Here is a 21,168-nt window from a genome sequence, read left to right as displayed (position 1 = left end):
CATGAGTTTTCCGGCCCGCCATCGGCCTAATGGGATCCCCTCACGGGTGACTATCGAGGCAATCGTTCGTGCTCCGGCAGAACCGTGACTCTTGTCAAAGGCTTCACGAACCCGGCTTTTTAGCGTTACACGAGCAGAGTCTGGCCGCTTGACTCGCTTATGCCAGGCCTGATAACTACTGCGATGAACCCCGAACAGTTGGCAAAGGGAAGCCCCCGGATGATAATGCACTCTGAATTGCTCGATTAGCGAGAACTGTTCATGGAGTCCGACATCAAGAGTGCTGAGGCTTTTTTTAATACATCGTTTTCCATTTCAAGGCGTTGCAGTTTCTTTTTCAGTTCGCGTATTTCAATTTGCTCCGGCGTGATGGGTGAGGTTTTGGGTGATTGGCCTTGTCGCTCCTGTTTTAACTGGCGAACCCAAGATTCCCTTGCCGATTTACTCACATTCATAGCCTTCGCGGCTTCTCTTATACTGTAATGCTGGTCAAGGACTAGCTGGGCAGATTCCAGTTTAAATTCGGGGCTGAAACGTCTTTTCATCATGTCACCTATTTGCGTGTTGAAGTGAGAATATCACCTCTATAACGGTGACCAAAATCATTGGACCACATCACCCAAATGTGCAGTTACATAATCACGTAAGATATCGCGGGCGGCTTCAGCATCCCAATGGGCCCGTTCCAGAAAATATTGAATGCCATCTGGTGAGCGTTCACCCAGCCATTCAGCCAGTTGCCAGCCGTTTTACGTTCAACATCACTGAGTAATCCCCGAAGATAATCCAGACAACGTTGTTGAGAACTTGCAGAATGAAACAACGGAGCCAAGCGGAAATGGGCGGTCAGGAGCTCCTGTTCCCAGATATTGACAGGTGAAACCATGTGGCACCTCCCTTAGGGTTAGAAAGAAGGAAGATAGCTATATGACACAATACTCATTACGACTGTAGTACTAAACAAGGCGAATCAGTCCCATTGTATTATGTCGGTTGTCAGGAAACGAAGAATGATAAGGAACTGAGCTGGCATATCCTGACTTCAGAGTCGGTCACCTGTCAAGAAGATGCCTGCCGTATTCTGGATTATTATGAAAAACGCTGGCTGATTGAAGAGTTTCACAAAGCGTGGAAAAGTGGCGGAACTCAGGTCGAAGCACTGCGTATGCAAAGCAGAGATAATCTGGAAAAGATGGTAGTGATCCTGGCGTTTATCGCCGTGCGTGTTCATCAGTTGCGCTTTATTGTGGGCAAAGCAAGAAAAGAAAAAACTCCCTAAAACAGCGCCAAGCGTTTATTGGGCCTATATTAATTTGGGAAAGCTGGCAGGTTGGTATGACTCTAAGCGAAATGGCCGAGTCGGATGGGAAAGGAAAGGTTGTGGGAAGGATGGTTTATGCTGCAAACCATCCTTGAAGGTTATTTATTGTCTAAGTATCTTGATCTATGAAATATGATCAAGAGACAGGGCTGTGCCGGGGGGATATTTATTAAAGAGTGTGGTAGAAGGGCACATAAATTACTATGGAGTACCTTTTAATAGCCGAGCTCTTCACCAGTTTGTAGAAGAGGTGATACGCATGTGGCTCAAAATGCTCAGGCGGAGAAGTCAGCGACAGCGAATGAACTGGTCGAGATATAGCCGACTGGTGAAAAGCTGGATCCCCTCTCCCCGAATCGTGCATCCTTATCCTTTGCAACGCTTTTACGTCAAACACCCAAGGTAGGAGCCGGATGCGTTAGTCGCGCACGTCCGGATCTGTGCGGGAGGTAGTCGGTAACGGCTATTCCTACCGCGCCCCATCAAAAGACTGAATCGTAAAACAATCGGTTATTCCAAATCTGAAGAAATGCATGACAAAGTGATAGGGACGTTTATTGAACGTGAATACTATCTCACATAGCAAATCTAACTATTGGAATCATGACCCTGAATCGACGCCAGACCATCGGACTGATCCTCCGAAGAGCGACTTTCACGACGCAGGTTTTCATGATGAAGTATCGGATTTAATAAGTGCACTTTGTTGTTCATTCTATCGCTAATTTAACAAAGTGCTCCACAGATTTTTACGCTCTCTTTTTCCATCAACTAACTCACTGATAAGTAAATTTTAAATTGGAAAAATCATTTGTGATGCAGTTCACAACTAACATACTAATAAAAATTTCTTATTTATTACTTCTTTCGATATGTGTTAAAAAACATTTAAAATTAATGATTAATATAAAAAAAATAAAGATTGTTATTTAATTTTTTGTAATATAGTGACTTTAAAATTATGGATGGTATAAAAACTCAAATTATGATAAAAAAAATTGCTATTATTGGGCATTCATTTGAATTCCCATCAGTTAAAAATATTGATGATTTATGGACGGGTTTAATTAGTAAACGCTGTTTTTTTCATAACGATTCCTGTCTCGGCGATGAACACATCAATGCTTGGGGTGGTGTGGAAAATCTGAAGGGTTTTGACTATCACTTCTTTGGTTACTCTTATCATGAAGCCAGCAAAATAGATCCGCAGCACCGACATTTGCTGCAGCATTGCTGGTGGGCAATGGAAAATGCCGGCTATATGAACAGGGAGTCGTTACCGATTACGGCGGTATTCGCTTCGGCTAGTGAGAACCATTATCTGTTGCAAAATCTGGCAGGTGAACTGCAAGCCGGAACGGAAAATGAGGCCTTGCTAGGTAATCTTCCGGACTTCCTAGCCACCCGCATTGCTTGGAAACTCGGCACGACAGGCCAGGCCTTTTCCGTACAGTGTGGATGCAGTTCCGGACTGGCGGCCCTCCACTAGGCCCGTGTTGCTTTATTAACAGGCCAGGCCGAGATGGCACTAGTGGGAGCAGTGTCACTGGCGGCACCTCACTGTGAGGGATACGATTATCTAGCTGGTGGAATACGGTCTGCAGATGGCAAGATCCGCGTTTTTGATCGTGATGCCAGCGGTACCGTCTTCACTAACGGTGTTGCCGCTCTGGTTCTCAAACCGTTGCATAAGGCACTTGAGGACGGTGATAATATTTCAGGTGTGCTGGAAAGTAGCGCCCTGAATAACGATGGCGCGGATAAAGCCGGTTTTACTGCACCCGCTGTATCCGGCCAGCGCCGCGTTATTCAGCGGGCAATGAAAATAAGCAATGTTGCGCCAGAAGATATTGCTTTATATGAAGCACACGGGACAGGTACCCGGTTAGGGGATCCTATTGAATTTGCAGCGATCCGGGAAGCATGGCCCATGGAAGCTGCTGCGGAACCTACCTGCGCATTGCAATCCGTGAAGGCTAATTTGGGACACCTGGATACCGTAAGCGGTCTCGCTGGCATCATTAAAGCCTGTCTTGTATTGAAGCATCGCCAGCTTCCCCCACAATTGTACTTTGAACATCTTAATCCACATATAACGCTGGAAGACTCGCCTTTCTTTATTAACACCGAACCCCGGGCACTGGCAGAAAATGCGCGTTACGCCTGCATCAGCGCATTGGGTATTGGTGGCACAAATGCCCATGTCATTTTGAGCGGTGCGCCTGTTTTGACGGCATTCCCCACTTCATCTTCTTCATCACATCTTTTTTTACTTTCGGCACCCAGCCAGAAAGCACTGGACAGGGTTCGGAATAGCTGGGCCGAATGGCAGGGAGATGACAGTGCCATTGAAAAGGCAGCCACGATGACCCGATTAGGAAGAACCGCTTTTCCTGTACGCCAGAGCTTTATTGCACGCAGCATTGCGGAACTGAAAGCGAGTGTAAAAAATGCGGGAAGCGGTGTGACTGTTCCGGATACCACGCCTTCCATCGTGATGATGTTTACCGGACAGGGTTCACAGTATGCAGGTATGGGTAAACAGTTATATGAATCTTCTGCTTACTTTCGCGAGAAATTAGATGAAAAATTAGACATTCTACACCAGCTATCGGGCAAGGATTATCGCGCGATATTATTCGAACTGCAGCATGAAATCCATATGCCTGAACATACCCAGCCTGGACTTCTGGCGCTGGAAGTTGCCCTGGCTGAGTATTTAAGCCATTGCGGCATCAGAGCTGACCTGATGCTGGGGCACAGTCTTGGCGAATATTCGGCAATGGTTGCGGCAAAGGCAATGAGCTTCTGGGATGCAGCAAGCTTGGTTATTGTCAGGGCTCAATTGATCCAACAGACAGCGCCCGGCGTTATGTGCAGCATCATGGCTGGCGCAGATATGCTGCCTTCACTTCTTCACGGGACAGAAGTCGATATTGCCGCAATCAACAGTGACACGTTAGGTGTTATTTCCGGCAGCGAAAATGAACTTTCCCGGGTTATGGCCCGTGCTCAGCAGGCAGGGATTTTTTGTCAACCTTTAAAAGTGAAGCGTGCGTTTCATTCCCGTCTCCTGGAGCCGATTTTGCCTGCGTTTCGTGAGGTTTTTCAGAACATATCTTTTTCAACCACACAGATACCGGTGCTCTCAACACTTACCGGACAGATTGAACCCTTTGCACAAATCAGTCAGGCGGATTACTGGGTGCGTCAGATGCGTGAGCCGGTCGCCTTTTCTGTGGCGATCAAGAAGGCGGCGGCCGCGGACAAAGCGGTCTGCTTCATTGAGGTGGGTCCTGGGAATACGCTGAAGACACTGGCTTCTCAGAATACGCATCACCTTTGTATCAACGTCTTACCGCATCCGGCAGAGTTAGAGCAGTCAGATAAGGTTCTGATGACAGCTTTTGGTCGGTTGTGGGAGCAAGGCATCAACATTCAGTGGCAGAATATTCACGATCGTCGACCAGTACCAGCCACACCTGTGCCACCCGGTTATCCATTTGAGCTGACAGATTGCTGGACGGAACCACAGCACACTGCTCGCCTGACCCTGAACAGTTATCAGCCCTGTTGGGTGCCCTTAACCCGGTCGGAGAGGGTGACGGAAAGTACGGCTGAATGGTTATTAATAACGGATGACTCCTCCGCTACAGCCGGAATGGTCGACATGTTGTGTGGCCGCCTGACCCTTCAGGGTGCCAGAACGCGCATCATTTCGTTTGAGGCAGAGCACTGTCACAAGATGATGAAGGAGGCTCCTGACCATATCTTACTGTTATTACATCCTGATACCTTTCGTCGGGAAACCTTCAAACCCTTGTTGATCTTATTGGAGATGGTAAGAAATTGGCGGGGACAGGGAGCGCGTTGTCTGCGGATCATTACCCGATCTGCCGTGGATTTTCTGACATCGCCTTGCCCGGCACTGGCAGCCCTGACCTCAGCCGTCAAGTCACTTAACCAAGAGTATCCTGCTTTGACGACCCGTTTGATCGATACAGACGGGCAGAATGAGACACTGCTGGCACATGAAGTGACTGCGCAAGGGCCTGTAGTGGTCGCTCTGCGTGGTGCTGAACGGTTTGGTGAAGGATTTCTCGTTGCACCGTTAACCGAAAGCGGCAGTGAAACAATATCACCTCGTTCCGTCATCATACTTGGCGGTGGTGGGCAGGTGGGACTCCAGTATGCCAAAGTCTTTCTTGAAAACAGTCAGGCACATGTCCGTCTGCTGCAGCGCAGCTCGCTTCAGAGCCTGAGAGAACAAGGTGTTAAGACAGCTATGCAACGCGCGGACCGGATTGAGGTATTGATGCAAAGGTGGCCGGGACGCCTGACGCTGGGAGAAGCAGACGTGCAGTCGGTTTCCTCGTTGATGACGGCATGTCAGAAAGCCAGAGCGGACATGGGCAGTTTGGACGTACTTATTCATACGGCCGGTATTGATGCATCCATGCATTATCAGCTAATACGTGATGTGGACGCACCATTCTGCGAGCTGAGCTTTGCGGCAAAAAGCCAGGGACTGCACAACATGGCAGAAGTTGCCTCTTCGCTGGAGGTACCGCATTGTCATGTCATCTCATCGATTTCATCTGCTCTTGGCGGCATCGGGATGTATATCTATGGTGCCCTACATGCCTGGCTTGATGCTGCAGTTGCCGAACTTCGTCGACATCACCCTTCGCGCTGGACACTGTTGAACTGGGAAGCATGGGAATTTGGAAATGACGAAGAGGTGCCAGAGCATTTCCGTCAGGGGGCATTCGGCTCTGAACTTAATCGTTATGCAATGCAGCCAGCTCAGGGGCGCCGGTTTCTCTGGCAATGCTGGCAGGATCTGAAGGGACAGAGAATCATTTCCAGTGTTGATTTTCAACAGCGTTATAGGGAATGGGTTGAAAACCAGCACGAAGTGGCTGGTTCTATTGATGACACATTGGCACAAAAAGCTCCTCGTCCTGATATGAAGAGCGAATATCAGCCTCCCCAGACGACGGCCGAAGAAAAAATTGTGACGGTCTGGGAATCCTTATTGGGTCTGCATGGAATAGGTATTGACGATAATTTCTTTGAATTAGGTGGGCATTCGTTACTAGCTTTAAGAATGACCGGGCAAGTGAATCAGTCTATCAACGCCACTATGTCCATGGTAGATATCTTTCAATATCCTACTGTCCGCAAACTGGCTGCCAGCATTACCGGCAGCAGAAGTTTCGACACAGCCCGTGCCGATGCCGCCCAGCGAGCTCAAAGGCGCCGCTATAGCCAGAGCAGTAAACGCGCTTAATTCACGTTTTATCTCTTTTTTAACGGAACTATTGGAAAACAAGTCCATGAATGACAGTAACAAAATTGCGATCGTTGGTTATGCCGGCTCATTGCCGGGTTGTACTGATGCAGAACAGCTGTGGCAGCTGACTTCACAGGGAAAAGAAGGTATCCGGCGTTATACACAGGCAGAGATTGCTAAACACTTGCCTGCCTCATTTTATCAGCTGCCGGGCTTCCGTCCCGTTGGCGGTGGCCCCGAAAACTATCGTCAGTTTGACGCTGCTTTTTTCGGTTATAACCCTAAAGAAGCTGCTTATATGGATCCGCAGATCCGAAAATCACTGGAATATGCCTGGCTTGCCTGTGAACATGCAGGTTATGCGCCCGATCAGATTACCGTGCCAATTGGCATATATACTGTTTCGGCAGTGAACAGTTATTTTAATGAAAACCTTGCTGCTCAGTATCACCAGCGAGCTGATCTACACGAGCAAACACAACTGCTCTATTTGAATGAAGCCGATTTCATGGCTTCGCGTATTGCTTATCATTTTAACTGGCAGGGACCAGCAGTAAATCTTCGTAGTGGATGCTCGAGCTCACTGGTTGCCATTCATGAAGCCTGTATGAGTTTATTACAGTTTGATATTGATATGGCAGTGGTAGGGGGAGCTGTCATTAAACCACGCTATCAGTATGGGTACCACCATGAGCAGGATGGTATTCAGTCTGACGCTGGCCACTGTGCGCCTTTTTCCGCAGATGCGGATGGAACGATTTTTACCAATGGTGCAGGCTTTCTGGTGTTTAAACGCTATGAAGACGCCATTAAAGACGGTGACAGCATTCATGCAGTCGTTCTCGCTACAGCCATAAACAATGATGGTAGTGATAAAGTGGGTTACATGGCACCCTCCGTGTCCGGTCAGATCAGAGTCATGCTTAGCGCGCTGGCCAATGCGGAACTGGAGCCTCAGGATATTACTTATGTAGAAGCGCACGGTACTGGCACCAGTGTCGGAGACCCGATTGAATTTGAAGCGCTCACAAAGGTGTTTGACGGGCTGCCAGCGGGATCGGTGGCGCTGAGTACGGTTAAAGCCAATATCGGGCATCTCGATGCATTGTCCGGGTTAGCAGGCGTGCTCAAAGTCATTCAGGATATGAAGCATCAGTCTGTCTCACCTCTGGCAAACTATACCCGACCCCATCCTGCGGTTAGACTTGAACAGTCTCCTTTTACCATCCCACAAACTCTGACTGAGTGGCAACCCTCTGCGTCGAACAAGCGCATTGCTGCCATCAGCTCATTTGGTGTAGGAGGAACAAACGGGGCATTGATCCTCGAACAGGCTCCTGCCGACGTCAGGCCAGCAGTGTTATCAAATACGCCTCTTTTTATCGGCTTTAGTGCGCGTACGCCCGCCGCAGTGTCCCAGCAGGTCAAGAGGATGCATGACTGGCTGAAGAAACATCCTGAAAGTCAATTAACTGATATTGCTTGGACATTGTTGAGTGGGCGTAGCGCATTTAAATACCGCTGGGGCTGTGTCGCAGATTCCGTGAGCGATTTGAGCTACAAGCTGTCAATGGCTGATTCTGTTGAGTGTGTTGCCATAACGGCGAGCCGTATCTGGACGCTGGAAGAGGCTCAGCAGGCGACGGCGGTACAGCTGGCTGATTTCTGGTTAAGCGATGGCAACATTGCTACCAATACGTCTTTCCCTCGGGGCTGGCGACGTATTCCTTTACCTGGCTATCCTTTTCAACCCCATGAATACTGGATCGACGCTGAAGCATTTAATACACCACGGGAGCAGTCAGCTGAAAATGAAAAAATCAGTGACATTTCTCAGTGGTTTTATACACCCTTTTGGAAAAAGCAACGCATCTCTGCCTTGCCCGCTAGTTTAACGGGTAAACGCATATTGATGTTTCATCATGAAGATCTTTTTTCCGGGCAGTTCAGCGAGGAATTAACTCAACAGGGTGCGAGACTGTTACATGTATCGGCAGGGGAAAAATATGTCCGACTGGACGACGATCATTTTCAGATAGTGCCTGGCAATGAAATGCACATGAAGTTGCTGATTCAGGATTTGAGTGAAACCGCCAGATTGCCCGATTGGGTGGTTCATTTGTGGTGTCTGGGGAATCAAGGTGAGACAATAGAGCACATTCAGTCTCAGGGGCTTTATACAATGGTGGCTTGGTGTAAAGTGTACAATGAGCTGGCGCTAACGGTGAATTTTCATACGTTACTGGTTGCAGACAGAATGGTTAGCATCGTGGGTGACGAGGATATTGAACCGGCAAAGTCTGCATTGCTTGGTATTTCACAAGTGTTACCCAAAGAATATCAGGACATTCAGTGTAATCTGGTGGATATCGCGCCCAACTTTCAGGACAAACAAACGATCCGGATGTTACTAGCCGAGATGGGAAGTAGCAGCAGCAGCGAAATCGCCATAAGAGGTGTTCATCGGTTTGTAAGGGACTATGCGCGTTACAGCGTGCCAGAAACACAGCTAGGCAAAAGTCTGCTGTCTGGTAACAAAACTATCCTTATTGTGGGCGGACTTGGTAATTTTGGTCTGGAACTGGCGGAGTTTGTGGCACTGAATTATCAGGCACATATCTACCTCACTACCCGTACGCGTTTTCCTGCCCGCTCAGAGTGGGATAGTTGGCTGGATCAGCACGAAAGTGAGAACTCGGTCAGCGAAAAAATACTGCATCTACAGCGCATTGAAGCTCTGGGGGGCAAGGTGGAAATCCTGACGGCGGACATTACCTGCCGGCAAGACTTAGTCCAAGTTAATACATTATTACAGACGCGTCACGGACGTGTGGATGGCGTGATTCATGCTGCCGGAACGGTTGACAGCGGTATGCTCTATACAAAAACGCGAGACTCGCTGGAACAGGTATTTGCGCCTAAAATTGCCGGCACAATGAATCTCTGTGATGTTTTCCTGCCACTTAATCCTGACTTCGTCCTGCTTTGCTCCAGCATGAATGCCATTATCGGTGGCCTGGGTCAGGTTGACAATACGGCAGCGAATGCGTTTGTTGATGCCTGGGCGGAGCACTGCCATCAACGTGGCTACTCGCAGGTACTGGCGATTAATTGGGGGGCTGTGAATGAAGCTCGAGCCAGAAACTATTCTGCACAGCCACAGTTCAGAGAACTCAGCCGCGAGCATATCAAAAACAAAATGTCTCAGGATGAGATTTTTGAAGTCTATCGCCGGCTATTTTCCACTGCTTTTGGTTCCCGTGTCGTTGTTTCCACACTCGATTTCAACAAAGTTATTGAAAACTGGTCGCGGGTGGGATCTGTTGCGTCACTAACGCAGAAAGCCACGCTGACCTCCCGTAGCCGGGATGAGTTTGTGCGAACACCGTGGAAAGCCCCTCTCTCACTGTATGAAATTACCGTCGCAAAACACTGGGAAGAATTGTTAGGCATCGATCGGATTGGTAACGATGACCATTTCTTTGAGTTGGGAGGGAATTCATTAATCGTTCTGCAACTGATAAGTCTTCTGAAAAAAGACTACCCCATCAGGATGCACGCTATGGCGATTTATGAACATCCAACCGTACGGGAATTTGCAGCTCACGTAGAACAGTTAGCGCGTGAGTATATGGATAAAACCCGGATTGCTTAACCTGTATCAACGGATGATAAGAGAGACAAGAAATGAAAAGTTCCATTATTGATCGCGTGCTGAATCACGCTAGTCTTCAGCCGAATGCTCCCGCTATTTATTGGCAGCAGGATAAAATCAATTACAGTCAGCTAGAGCAAAAAATTCTGATGCTGGCGGAACGTTTTCGCCAGATCCCGCAGCCGGGACCGATAGCTGTTCATCTGTCCAGAACACCCGATTTAATTGCGGCATTGCTGGCAGTTTGGCACAGCGGACGTGCATTTGTTGCGCTTGATGCTCGGCATCCTGAGGAGCGGCGACAAAGTATTATTGCGGAAAGTGCGCCAGCGGCCATTATCTATGACTCGCAGCCTCCGACGTCAACAGACTGCCTGCTGTGGCATATCAACGAGCTGACAGAAAATGATGCAGTCAGAACCGACATACTGCCTCAACAACATTCTGATGATACAGCTTATTTGTTGTATACATCAGGCTCCACCGGTAAGCCAAAGGGGATTGCCATTAGCCATCCCAGTGTAGAGGCATTGACGGACTGGGCCCTGGCATTCTATTCGTCTGAACAGCTGAAATGCGTTCTCGCTTCCACAACTATCACCTTTGATCTGGCTATTTTTGAGATTTTTGTTCCCCTCGTTGCGGGAACCTCTTTGTGCCTAGTTGATTCTGCGCTTGACTTGCTGGCGCCATCGTCCAGCTATGCGGCACTGACATTAATTAATACAGTGCCTTCAGTGGCTCGTGAACTGGTACGTGCACAGGCGATCCCTCAGGGGGTTTCGACGTTGAATCTGGCGGGAGAAGCATTGCACTGGAATTTGGTTAATGACATTTATCAGTGCAGCCAGGTGAGCTGTATATGCAACCTGTGGGGGCCATCAGAAGACACAACCTACTCAACCGTTTATCGAATCTTGCGGAAAGAAGCGCGGCCGGAAAGCGGGCCTGTACCAATTGGTCAGGTCATTGAAGGGAGTCAGGCATTTATTTTAAATGATGCACTGCAGCCGGTGGAGTTTGGTGAACCTGGAGAGATATGTCTGGCAGGCAACGGGCTGGCGAAAGGCTACCACAATAATCCTCGGCTTACCGCCGAACGCTTTCCTTTTATCCATGGGCCGGAAGGACAATTGCTTCGTATCTACCGGACTGGCGATTGGGGACACCAGGAACGCAGTGGCATTCTGCATTTCCATGGACGTATGGATTTTCAGGTCAAAATTCGTGGTTACCGGATTGAGCTGGAGGAACTGGAACAGTCTTTACTGACACTTAATGAAGTACGCGAAGCCGCCATCATCGTGGATAATAATCAGGAACAGCAAAAACTAATCGCTTTTGTGGTAAAAACCGATATTAATGAGATGGATAGTGATTTTACAGCCCGCTGTCTGAGCCGATTACAGGCAATGCTTCCTCCTTATATGATGCCACATGCATGGCATATTCGTTCAGTAGCTCTGCCGCGAACAACCAGCGGCAAAATTTGTCGGCGAACTCTCAGTGCGGAATGGAGTCAGACATCATCACGCTCAGGTGAGTCCCCGTTGTCTCCGATTATGCAAATTATGGCTGAGGCGCTTGGAACAGCACCTGATGAAAATGCGACATTCATGATGCAGGGGGGAGATTCCCTGTCTGCGGTGAGATTTCAGACACTACTCCGCAAACAACTTGGTAAGTTAGTGGCTCTGGATACCCTGTTGAGTCAGAACTTAACTCTCAGGGATCTGGAGTGGCAGATTCAAAACATGCCAGCGTCTGTTGAGCCGGTTTCGACGATACTGACGCTTGAAGCCAATCGCCTCAGTGCCATTGAGTATCGCATGTTTAAGGTGTATCAAACTCATCGCGCTAGGGCCTGCTACAACATCGGAGTAACATTATGTTTTGATGAGAGTGTCGATGTTCCTCGTTTAAAACAATCATTTCTCCCGGCGCTTCATAGGAGTCGGGCCTTATCTTACTGTATCGAACTGGATGAACAGGGTGCCTGCTATCGTCCTGTGGGTCTGGATAACGTGTGGCAGCAGAAATGTGGTACAGGTACAGACGACGAACTGTCTGCATTTTATGCAATTCCCTTTCAGTTGGAGTCCGAACCTCCTGTCCGGGCATTGTTGCTTGACAATGGTCATGCAGCGGGTAGTACGTTGTTGCTTTCAATCGCTCATACCGCAGTGGACGGGCTTGGCTTGCGCGCATTGCTTCAGAATATCGCATCATTTTACCGGGATGAGGGACAATCCACATCGGCGGCTTATATGATCACTGAGCCTGAGGAGACGCATCGGTGGGCCGCTCAGGCCTACTGGCAAGACGTTTTGAGCGGATTTCAGTCAAAACCTGTCTGGCCTCAAGCATTGTGCAATGTGCCTGATGGCTCGCTCTCTTGGACTCTCAGCCGTGAGGAACATCAGGAGCTGGTCCGCAAAGGACGTGAAAAAGGAGTCACGCTGCCTGTATTACTTATGGCGACATTATTTATTACGCTTCAGCGGCTAAGCGGAAATCAGGACATAGTGATCGCCACTCCCGTGGCAAACCGCCAGCAATCAGCGCTACAGAGTTGTATTGCGAATATGACCAATACACTGCCCTTACGTTGTCAGATGAGCGATGAGAACAGCGCGAAGGATGTGCTCAGACAAATCCAGAAACAGCTCAGTGACAGCCTGACTTGGCAGGACGTCGCCATAGACGGCATAATGGCCGATCTGGAGGGTGTGGCAGATAAAGATTCCATTTTCAGTACCTTATTCAGCTATATGGATTTTTTGCAGGGCATGGACCAATCTTTTGGTCTGCCTGTTCGCTGTGATTTTTATCAGCCTCAGCAAGCCAAGGCACCGCTAGTGGTCTCAGCTATAGTGACGGAGGAGGGCGATTTAAGATTGATTTTTGAATATCAGGGATCCGGAATGGGTAAGCACACTCTCCCAGTTGTTCAAACAACTCCTCTGCCAGGGCTGCGCGATGGAAGACACTGTACTTAGCCAAATCAGCCCGATCCCCCCGGAACAGCAGTCTTTATTGCAGGCATTGCAGGAAGCAATCCCGGTGACAACGGCTACATCATTGGTGAGCTGGCTGGCCACTAGTGCAGAAGTTTTTTCCGGTCGTATTGCTGTTCAGGATGGCGATACCGCAATAACGTATTCTCGGCTGTGGCAGGAAACGGAAAGCCTAGCCGCTGGATTACAGGAATCTGGGGTCAGAGCGGGCGATGCCGTTGGTGTCAGTATGGAAAAAGGCTGGCGATTGATTGCCGTTTTATGCGCGATATTGCGTACAGGTGCTTTCTATGTGCCACTTGATCCCCGCAATCCGCCTGCTCGAAACCATTATATTGCTCAACAAAGTAAGGTTTGCCTGACGGTGGTGGATGATTCGGTCATACCCGTGCCGAAAGATATTCATTACAGCGCGCTGTTGCGCCCGAACCAGAGTATGACACCGGTTCCGGTATCCGAAGACGATCTGGCATACGTCATATTTACATCCGGGACAACAGGGCAACCTAAAGGTGTCACCATAACGCACCATAACGTCTGTAGACTGTTCAGTGCCTGCCAACAATGGGGCAATTTCGTCGAACAGGATAGCTGGACTTTGTTTCATTCCTTTGCATTTGATTTTTCAGTGTGGGAAATATTCGGTGCCTTACTCCATGGCGGTCGTCTGGTAATTGTCCCTCCGGCCCTAGCAACTGACATGGTGGGCTTTGCCGCTCTGCTCGAACAGCATCGTATCACGGTATTAAGTCTGACTCCCACCGCGTTCCGTAACTTCATCGGAACTACGGGCACGACGTTAAATCATCGCCCGAGGATGATTATTTTTGGTGGGGAAGCGTTGCGTCCGGCAGATTTAGAACCATGGTGGCAGCAGTACGGTTCTGAACAAACCCGCCTGATCAATATGTACGGCATCACTGAAATTACGGTTCATGCCACTGTGCATGAGATGTCCCCCGACGACACTATGTCATGTATCGGCAAACCGCTTACTGATAATGGAGTTGTACTGCGGGATAAACGGGGATTGCTCTGCCCAGTTGGTGTTCCCGGCGAACTGTGTATCAGCGGTGGTGGTGTAAGTCCCGGATATTTGAACTCGCCAGCACTCAATCAGCAGCGGTTTGGCACACTCGCCGGTCAGACAGTTCGCTATTACTTCAGTGGTGATTTGGCAGTTGTTGACGCCCATGGTCAGTTATATTATCTGGGCAGGCTGGATAAACAGGTAAAAATCAACGGCCATCGCGTTGAACTGGATGAAATCGGCGTAACACTCAGGCAAATCCCCGACATAAATGCCTGTGTCGTAAGAGCAATCCACATAGGTGGTGGCACACGTATGCTGGCCGCCTGGTATGTCGCGGAACGGGATATTACACCACAAACGGTCACCAAGCGTTTGTCGCAAACTCTGCCTGTATGGGCAATCCCAGAGAAGCTGATACGTATTGCTGCTCTTCCGCTCACAATCAACGGCAAAATTGATGAAAGTCAGCTACCCGATCCGTTAACGGCCAGTAGTCTTTCTCAACAGCATCCGGCACAACCTGTACGGCATATTTGGCAGCAAATTCTGGGGCACGAAAGCCTGCCAGATGATTTGCCATTTTTTGAAGCAGGCGGCAGCTCAATCAAAGCGGCATTGCTGGTTCGGCAGTTGAATAAGTTGCTGGAACGGCCTGTTATAACTTTGCTCGACATCTTTCGCCATCCCTGCATTCGTGACCAGCAACGGTTGGTTGACCAGTTCTTTGAGGAAAAAATGATCTGATGACTATGGATATCGCAATCACCGGTATGAGTGTACGCCTGCCCGCAAGCGACACACCGTGGCAGCTTCATCAACTGTTGACTGATGCTGAGTCGGCAATTGAACGCTTTGATAACGGGCATCCAGACAGGGTGGGGGCCAGAGGAATGATTCAACGGCACGACTGGTTTGATTCCTGGTATTTTCGCTTGGCTGAAGCGGATGCCGGCCGTCTGGATCCACAACACAGATTAGCGCTTGAGGAAGCTGTCAAAGCGCTGGAATCTGCCGGATATGGTTCGCTCAATCGTCGGCAGGCTATTGAATGCGGTGTATTTGCCAGTTGCTCCGCTAATCAGGCTCACTGGCGGGCCTGCCTGGAACAGGAGGCAGACAATGCGATTGCCCGCTATAATCTGTTGCTCGCCAATGATAAAGACTTTTTAGCGACGCGTATTGCCTGGCATCTTGACCTCACGGGACCTGCAATGACGGTACAGAGTGGTTGCTCCAGTGGTCTTGCCGCCCTGCATCAGGCTTGCCAGGCTTTGCGAATGGGCGAATGCGCTCTTGCGCTTGTTGCAGGCGTTTCACTGACATTGCCGCTGAAGGAAGCCTACCCTGTCAGTGAAGGAATGATATTTTCGCCATCTGGATCCTGTTGCCCTTTTACTGAGGATGCAGATGGCACTGTTGGCGGGACGGGAGCGGTTGTACTCGTACTCCAACCGCTGGAACAAGCACTGCAGGAGGGGGCCCCGTGTTGGGGAGTAATCAAGGGCAGCGCAGTGAATAATGACGGCAGAAAAAAGGTCAGTTTCACCGCACCGAGTATTGACCAACAGATTGCCGTTATGCAGCGTGCGCTAAAAGTGGCAGGCGTGAAAGCCAGTGATATTGGCTTTATAGAAGGTCACGGTACGGCAACAATCATGGGAGATGCGATTGAGTTAGCTGCCCTGAGCGAAGTCTATGGTTGCCAGATGCCTCTTCCTTCACTTGGGAGTATCAAAGCCAATATTGGTCATCTGGATGCAGCAAGTGGCCTTGCGGGCGTTGCAAAATGTCTGCTGTCATTCCATAACCAGCTAATCTATCCGCAGCCTCACCGGACCGGAACGACGCTCAAAGGCACATCTTCTTTCCCTTTACATGCCCGGCCTGTGCCATGGCGTGGCACATCACGAATGGGCGTCGTCACGTCGCTTGGCGTAGGTGGAACAAATGTGCACATGGTACTGGGAACTGCACCACCACGGGAAATGAAACCGGTCACCGGACCCTTTCTTATCCCTCTGGCTGCGTCCACCGAGCAGGGTGTGCAGGCACTGGCACGTCATTTGCGCGAAGCGATGGGATCCATGTCCCCTGACACACTGCCGTATTGTGCCTGGACGCTTCAACAGCGTTATCTTTGCGAAAAATACAGCTACCGCTGTCATTTGGCTGTACAGAACTGGGAACACTGGCAGCAGCAGTTACAGCAGATTGCTGAGGGTGCTCCCCTGAGTATCATGCATTGCGGGGATGCGCCGCCAGCACTGAGTAAAAATGAGGGGCTGTACAGCATCGCGCTGCCAGCGACACCGCTTGACAGTCACGGTATTCCGTCACCTGCCGATCAGTCCGGTAAGGACGTCGTCCAGCGTGAAAGGGGAGCGTGTGATAGCGATCCCGAAACCCTGATTGTCGCTGCCTGGCAAAAATGCCTGGGTTTCAGTGATAAACCTGCCACCGACACTCATTTTTTTGAAGCAGGCGGAAACTCTCTGCTCTCTGTTCAGCTTATACAGGCGTTAAAACAGCAGGGTTTTACCACCGTGAATATCACCGATATCTACGCTGCGCCAAAGCTAAGCCATTTTGTCAGGCGGCTGAAACAGAAGGACGGTGAGAAGGCTGACGCAGTGTCACAGGAATTCACTGATGATTATGAGGAGATGTGACTGTGTATCTCAGCCCGGTACGTAATAGCAGAGCAGACGCTGTCATTCTTTTCATTCCTCATGCTGGAAGCTGCGGTGAGGCTTATATGCCCTGGTTCAGGCATTTCTCTCAGCATGTGGATTGCCGATATTTGCAGTTGCCCGCCCGAGGAGCAAGAAAAGAAGACGTTATGCCTGACAGTATCCAGTCAATGGCTGATTTGATAATGCCTGAACTGGAAAGTCTTATGGATAAAAAGATAGTGTTATTTGGTCACAGCATGGGAGGTCTGATTGCATTTGAGCTGGCGCATAAAATGGAAAATTACCGGGAGGAGCCTGCTCATGCTCTCTTTATTTCAGGTTGCCGGGCACCTGATGAACCGGTTAACCGCAGCCTCACTGGCCTGGATGATAAACAGTTAATCCGGGAGCTAACAGACATGGGCGGGACAGAGGCTTTGTTGCTTGAGCAACCAGAACTGTTGTCCCCTTTCCTGTCCACATTACGCCAGGATATTGCCTTGTGTGAGAAGTATGTCAGTCCGCTATCTGAACCGTTGCAGGTCCCAATTCATGTTTTATGGGGAACAGAGGATTATTTGATTACACCGAAGATGATTGACGGATGGAGGCGATTTTCTGACGGAAAGAATATCGCCTTTCATCCCTATAAAGGCGATCATTTTTATCATCACCAGCAAACAGAAAAGGTGATGAGGCTTATCAATGAAGCCTTAATCCCAGTCAGAAATAATTATTTAAACCACTCACTATAATGATAGGTAAAAGTACATATGCGCGATATCAGTATTAATAATACAGAAAAAAATACGGTAATTTCCAGTGAAACGAATATCAGCCTTTACATGTCAGAGAATATTGCTGGGAAATTTTCTTTCCTAGCTCGGAAACTGCCAGATATGCAGGTGCATCATCTTAACGGACTTCAGTATGTTGACTGTGGAAAACGATCCGATACCTTTAACACCGTTTTTGGCACCCCTGCATTGCCGGAAGATATCACTCGTATTACCCAATATTACCGTCAAAGAAATACGCCAGCAGCATGGTGGTTTGCTGAACCCACGACGGCTGTTGCGGCATTACTGGAACAGGCAGGTTGGAGACATGAAGAAAACGATGTGGGAATGTATCTTCCTCTAATTGCACCGATATCAGTTTGTCCGAAAAGTGTGTTATCCCGTATCGAACAGTGTGATAGTCCGGCGTGTTTTCGGGATTTTGGACAGGTTTTATCAGCTATATTCGAGCCGGGCAATTTTGTTGAAGCAGAAAACATCCGCGCAATTTATCAGATAGCGGGCGAACACAGTACCCGTCTGGATGAGCATCTTATTCAGTTGGTCGGGTATCTGGGCGAGGTACCTGTGTCGACGGCTACCCTGTATCTAAAAGACGATGTTGCGGGCATCTTTGATATTGCTACTCCAAATGCATTCCGCAGGCGCGGCTTTGGTAGCGAGATGTTTCACCGTGCTTTGCAGATCGCTCAGCAAAAAAAGGCAAAGATTTGCGTACTTCAGGCGTCGCCTGACGGCCTGAATATTTACCAAAACTCTGGCTTCAAAAACTGCGGTAACTTTGAAGTATGGAATCTGCCTGAGAGTAATTAATGCAAGCTCATGCAAATGCCCATTTTTTGATTTTTATTCTTTGAGAGAAGATATGTATCGTTCCCTGATTACGCCTTTTTTTTTATTTTTGACGCTGATGTCATATTTCTTTTCTATTTCGATTAAAGCACAGGATGAAACGGAAAAATTAATTGAGAAGCTAACAAATCTTCCAGGCGCAAGTAGTTTTGAAGGGCCTGTAAGAAATGCTATAATAGAACTGTGGAAAGATAATAATATCGATATATCCGTTGACAATGTAGGCAATGTTATTGCGCGGGTTAAAAACAAAGAATCAGAACAAGCAAAAAACAATCTTCATGTGTTGATCATGGCTCATATGGATGAGGTGGGTTTTGTCATCACCGATATTGATGAGAGAGGATATATAAAAGCAAAACCATTAGGGGGATGGATAGACCATGTTTTGTGGGGGCACCGCTGGAATATTTCGCTTGGCGATAAAACGCTGCCCGCTTTCACTGGAATGGATGCGCCGCATGTACTCAATGATTTCAGCGTTCCTCCGGCGGTCACATCGACAAAGCTATTCTTTGATACGGGACTTACCCGGCAGCAACTGTTGGACAGAGGTATCAGGCCTGGTTTAGCTATCACGTCGGCCGCCGATTTTACGATTCTGGATTCGGGTAAACGCTATGCGGCTAAGGCATTAGACGATCGCGCTCTTCTTGCCATGATGACCGAACTGCTGGCTGACATCAGTAAACATCCTGAAACTTATCAACATCTCAATCTTACCTTTGCTGCAACAGTACAGGAAGAAGTCGGCATGCGAGGGTCTACCGCACTAGCTGGGCAGATCGACGCTGATGTGATTTTGAATCTGGAAGCGGGCATTGCAAAAGATTACCCCACTCAGTTTACCCAGGAAACTACCCCCATACTGGGAGCCGGGCCAGCTGTGTTCGTCTACGATGGAAGTATGTTACCCGATACTCGGTTAGTGACGTTTATTCATGATGTGGCCCGCGCTCACCATATTCCGCAACAGTGGGAGAGTGAACACAGTTACGGTCAGGACGCCTCTTCGCTACAGTTTTCTGGTAAGGGGATCCGTGCCATTAATTTGGCTCTACCGGTACGTTATGCTCATAGTCATTGGGGGATGATGGCGCGGCAAGATTATGACGCCATGCTTCAGTTACTTAAAGTGGCGTTGCAGGAGATAAGCAGGGATAAGCTATGAACCCTCAGCGTAGATTCTGGCTGATAATACTGATGTTGACTCTGCCTGCGCTTCTAGGGGCGCTGGCAATGGATATGCTCCTGCCGGCGTTGCCTGACATGGCTGTGTCTCTGCAGCTAAGCGCTGGTCAGATGCAGTGGATGCTGAATATTTTTATTCTGGGTTTTGCTCTCTGCCAACTCCTGGTAGGGTTGGGAGCCACCCGTTTCAGCGATCATCACTTATTTTTGCTGGCAATCGTATTGTTTATTTTGAGTTCAGCAGGCATTGCCCTCATAACATCTTATACCGGAATACTTGTGTTTCCAGATTTTAAAACCTGCATCTTCAAGTTAATTGCGTATAAACTTTATGACAGATTTACAGATCCATATGATCTAATGAATTTCTTCCCGGGTGAATGGAATCCAAATGGAACCCCATTTGATATAACAGGGCAATGGACTGAAAATGTAAACTTTTCCGTCAGTAAGTATGTATACGAAAGTAAAATAAAACCAAATAATTAAAATCTGGTTGGTATTATATGTGTCGTCTGATATTTAATGTGTGATGCTAAATTGTGCTTGGTATTTTAACTATATTGTTCAGTGCCAAGCACTATAAAGATATTAAATATCCTAAGATTTTGACAGATAAACAAGTAGTGTTGGTAAAAAAATATCAATCAGAAATAGAATGATAGCCGCCGATAATGACGACGCCAGCGTTTTTTTAAAATTTCTATCTAAAATTAGAAAATAGCTAACAATCATGAATAGTGGAAAGAAAAAAATAATTTTAATTATCTTTAATAATAAAAATATCATTGTCATATCCTCTTTTTCTATATCAAACTTTGTCGTCATTATAACTTCTGTCATTTATTAAAAATTTCGTTTTCGTGCTGTCTGTCAAACCATTATCTCACTCATTTAAGCTGAGAAAATCTCCCGAAGCCGGTCATGTATTAAATGGTTAGATTGGACATCAAATGATTTTATTGACGCAGAAGCTATCTGTGAAGCGGCCTCACGCCCCTCAATGCAGTTTGTTCAGCCCAGAACGGAAGCCCAACAAGCCCTCCAAGCCCTCCAAGCCCTCCAAGCCCTGCATCATGTTCGGGAATCACTGGTTCGGGATAAAGTGAAAACCACTAACCAAATGTAGGCTTTCCTGCTTGAGTTTGGTATCAGCATGCCCAAGGGCATTGCCGTGATAAAACGGCTCTCCTCTGTGCTGGCTGAACACCCCCTTCCCCCTTATCTGGTGCAGGTATTACTGCGGTTATAGGCGTATTATCACTATTTGGTTGAGCAAATCACCGAGATTGAAGTGGCCAATAAAAATTGGTCACTGACTCTGGGCCCGG

General features: G+C 48.3%; 10 protein-coding genes and 6 pseudogenes. 13 read left to right on the top strand and 3 right to left on the bottom strand.

Annotation, left to right across the window (positions count from 1 at the left end):
- Positions 1 to 548: pseudogene (locus ABLA85_RS16680) on the bottom strand (transposase); the annotation flags it as partial.
- Between the two features lie 66 nt (positions 549 to 614).
- Positions 615 to 802, bottom strand: a pseudogene (locus ABLA85_RS16675) (transposase); the annotation flags it as partial.
- 156 nt (positions 803 to 958) lie between these two features.
- Here ABLA85_RS16675 and ABLA85_RS16670 point away from each other — a divergent pair.
- Together ABLA85_RS16670 and ABLA85_RS16665 are read left to right on the top strand one after the other, a co-directional pair.
- Positions 959 to 1,450, top strand: a pseudogene (locus tag ABLA85_RS16670) (transposase); the annotation flags it as partial.
- A gap of 352 nt (positions 1,451 to 1,802) precedes the next feature.
- Positions 1,803 to 1,904 (top strand): annotated as a pseudogene (locus tag ABLA85_RS16665) (IS1 family transposase); the annotation flags it as partial.
- A gap of 5 nt (positions 1,905 to 1,909) precedes the next feature.
- Here the strand turns inward: ABLA85_RS16665 and ABLA85_RS16660 are convergent.
- On the bottom strand, positions 1,910 to 2,035 hold the full coding sequence (locus ABLA85_RS16660) for a hypothetical protein (RefSeq protein WP_367965480.1): 126 nt from the start codon (positions 2,033 to 2,035) through the stop codon (positions 1,910 to 1,912).
- Between the two features lie 247 nt (positions 2,036 to 2,282).
- Between ABLA85_RS16660 and ABLA85_RS16655 the strand changes: the two are divergent.
- The 11 genes and pseudogenes from ABLA85_RS16655 to ABLA85_RS16605 all read left to right on the top strand — a co-directional run.
- Positions 2,283 to 3,665, top strand: a pseudogene (locus tag ABLA85_RS16655) (polyketide synthase); the annotation flags it as partial.
- A gap of 21 nt (positions 3,666 to 3,686) precedes the next feature.
- Positions 3,687 to 6,614, top strand: a complete 2,928-nt coding sequence (locus ABLA85_RS16650) for an acyltransferase domain-containing protein (protein ID WP_367965481.1) — start codon at positions 3,687 to 3,689, stop codon at positions 6,612 to 6,614.
- 46 nt (positions 6,615 to 6,660) lie between these two features.
- On the top strand, positions 6,661 to 10,272 hold the full coding sequence (locus ABLA85_RS16645) for an SDR family NAD(P)-dependent oxidoreductase (RefSeq protein ID WP_367965479.1): 3,612 nt from the start codon (positions 6,661 to 6,663) through the stop codon (positions 10,270 to 10,272).
- 32 nt (positions 10,273 to 10,304) lie between these two features.
- Positions 10,305 to 13,271 (top strand): non-ribosomal peptide synthetase, encoded by a 2,967-nt coding sequence (locus tag ABLA85_RS16640; protein WP_367965478.1) that lies wholly within the window; start codon positions 10,305 to 10,307, stop codon positions 13,269 to 13,271.
- Positions 13,252 to 15,066, top strand: a complete 1,815-nt coding sequence (locus ABLA85_RS16635; protein ID WP_367965477.1) for a non-ribosomal peptide synthetase — start codon at positions 13,252 to 13,254, stop codon at positions 15,064 to 15,066. The genes ABLA85_RS16640 and ABLA85_RS16635 overlap by 20 nt, the downstream gene beginning before the upstream one ends.
- A complete protein-coding gene (locus tag ABLA85_RS16630; protein ID WP_367965476.1) occupies positions 15,066 to 16,991 on the top strand; it encodes a beta-ketoacyl synthase N-terminal-like domain-containing protein in 1,926 nt (641 codons plus the stop codon). Before ABLA85_RS16635 ends, ABLA85_RS16630 begins: the two co-directional genes overlap by 1 nt.
- 2 nt (positions 16,992 to 16,993) lie before the next feature.
- Complete coding sequence (locus ABLA85_RS16625; protein WP_367965475.1) at positions 16,994 to 17,749, top strand: thioesterase II family protein; 756 nt, start codon at positions 16,994 to 16,996, stop codon at positions 17,747 to 17,749.
- An 18-nt stretch (positions 17,750 to 17,767) separates the two neighbouring features.
- Positions 17,768 to 18,607 (top strand): GNAT family N-acetyltransferase, encoded by an 840-nt coding sequence (locus ABLA85_RS16620; protein WP_367965474.1) that lies wholly within the window; start codon positions 17,768 to 17,770, stop codon positions 18,605 to 18,607.
- 52 nt (positions 18,608 to 18,659) lie between these two features.
- On the top strand, positions 18,660 to 19,817 hold the full coding sequence (locus tag ABLA85_RS16615) for a M20/M25/M40 family metallo-hydrolase (RefSeq protein WP_367965473.1): 1,158 nt from the start codon (positions 18,660 to 18,662) through the stop codon (positions 19,815 to 19,817).
- Complete coding sequence (locus ABLA85_RS16610) at positions 19,814 to 20,326, top strand: hypothetical protein (RefSeq protein WP_367965472.1); 513 nt, start codon at positions 19,814 to 19,816, stop codon at positions 20,324 to 20,326. The genes ABLA85_RS16615 and ABLA85_RS16610 overlap by 4 nt, the downstream gene beginning before the upstream one ends.
- A 463-nt stretch (positions 20,327 to 20,789) precedes the next feature.
- Positions 20,790 to 21,168, top strand: a pseudogene (locus tag ABLA85_RS16605) (hypothetical protein); the annotation flags it as partial.

Source organism: Xenorhabdus sp. SGI246, assembly GCF_040838225.1.
Taxonomy (GTDB): domain Bacteria; phylum Pseudomonadota; class Gammaproteobacteria; order Enterobacterales; family Enterobacteriaceae; genus Xenorhabdus; species Xenorhabdus indica.
This window is presented reverse-complemented; position numbering and strand designations above follow the sequence as displayed.

What these genes read in the sequence shown, in the direction of transcription:
- ABLA85_RS16650 (WP_367965481.1), top strand. Translation starts at nt 3,687, where the DNA reads ATGACCCGATTAGGAAGAACCGCTTTTCCTGTACGCCAGAGCTTTATT.
- ABLA85_RS16615 (WP_367965473.1), top strand. Translation starts at nt 18,660, where the DNA reads ATGTATCGTTCCCTGATTACGCCTTTTTTTTTATTTTTGACGCTGATG.
- ABLA85_RS16630 (WP_367965476.1), top strand. Translation starts at nt 15,066, where the DNA reads ATGACTATGGATATCGCAATCACCGGTATGAGTGTACGCCTGCCCGCA.
- ABLA85_RS16610 (WP_367965472.1), top strand. Translation starts at nt 19,814, where the DNA reads ATGAACCCTCAGCGTAGATTCTGGCTGATAATACTGATGTTGACTCTG.
- ABLA85_RS16645 (WP_367965479.1), top strand. Translation starts at nt 6,661, where the DNA reads ATGAATGACAGTAACAAAATTGCGATCGTTGGTTATGCCGGCTCATTG.
- ABLA85_RS16635 (WP_367965477.1), top strand. Translation starts at nt 13,252, where the DNA reads ATGGAAGACACTGTACTTAGCCAAATCAGCCCGATCCCCCCGGAACAG.
- ABLA85_RS16620 (WP_367965474.1), top strand. Translation starts at nt 17,768, where the DNA reads ATGCGCGATATCAGTATTAATAATACAGAAAAAAATACGGTAATTTCC.
- ABLA85_RS16660 (WP_367965480.1), bottom strand. Translation starts at nt 2,035, where the DNA reads ATGAACAACAAAGTGCACTTATTAAATCCGATACTTCATCATGAAAAC.
- ABLA85_RS16640 (WP_367965478.1), top strand. Translation starts at nt 10,305, where the DNA reads ATGAAAAGTTCCATTATTGATCGCGTGCTGAATCACGCTAGTCTTCAG.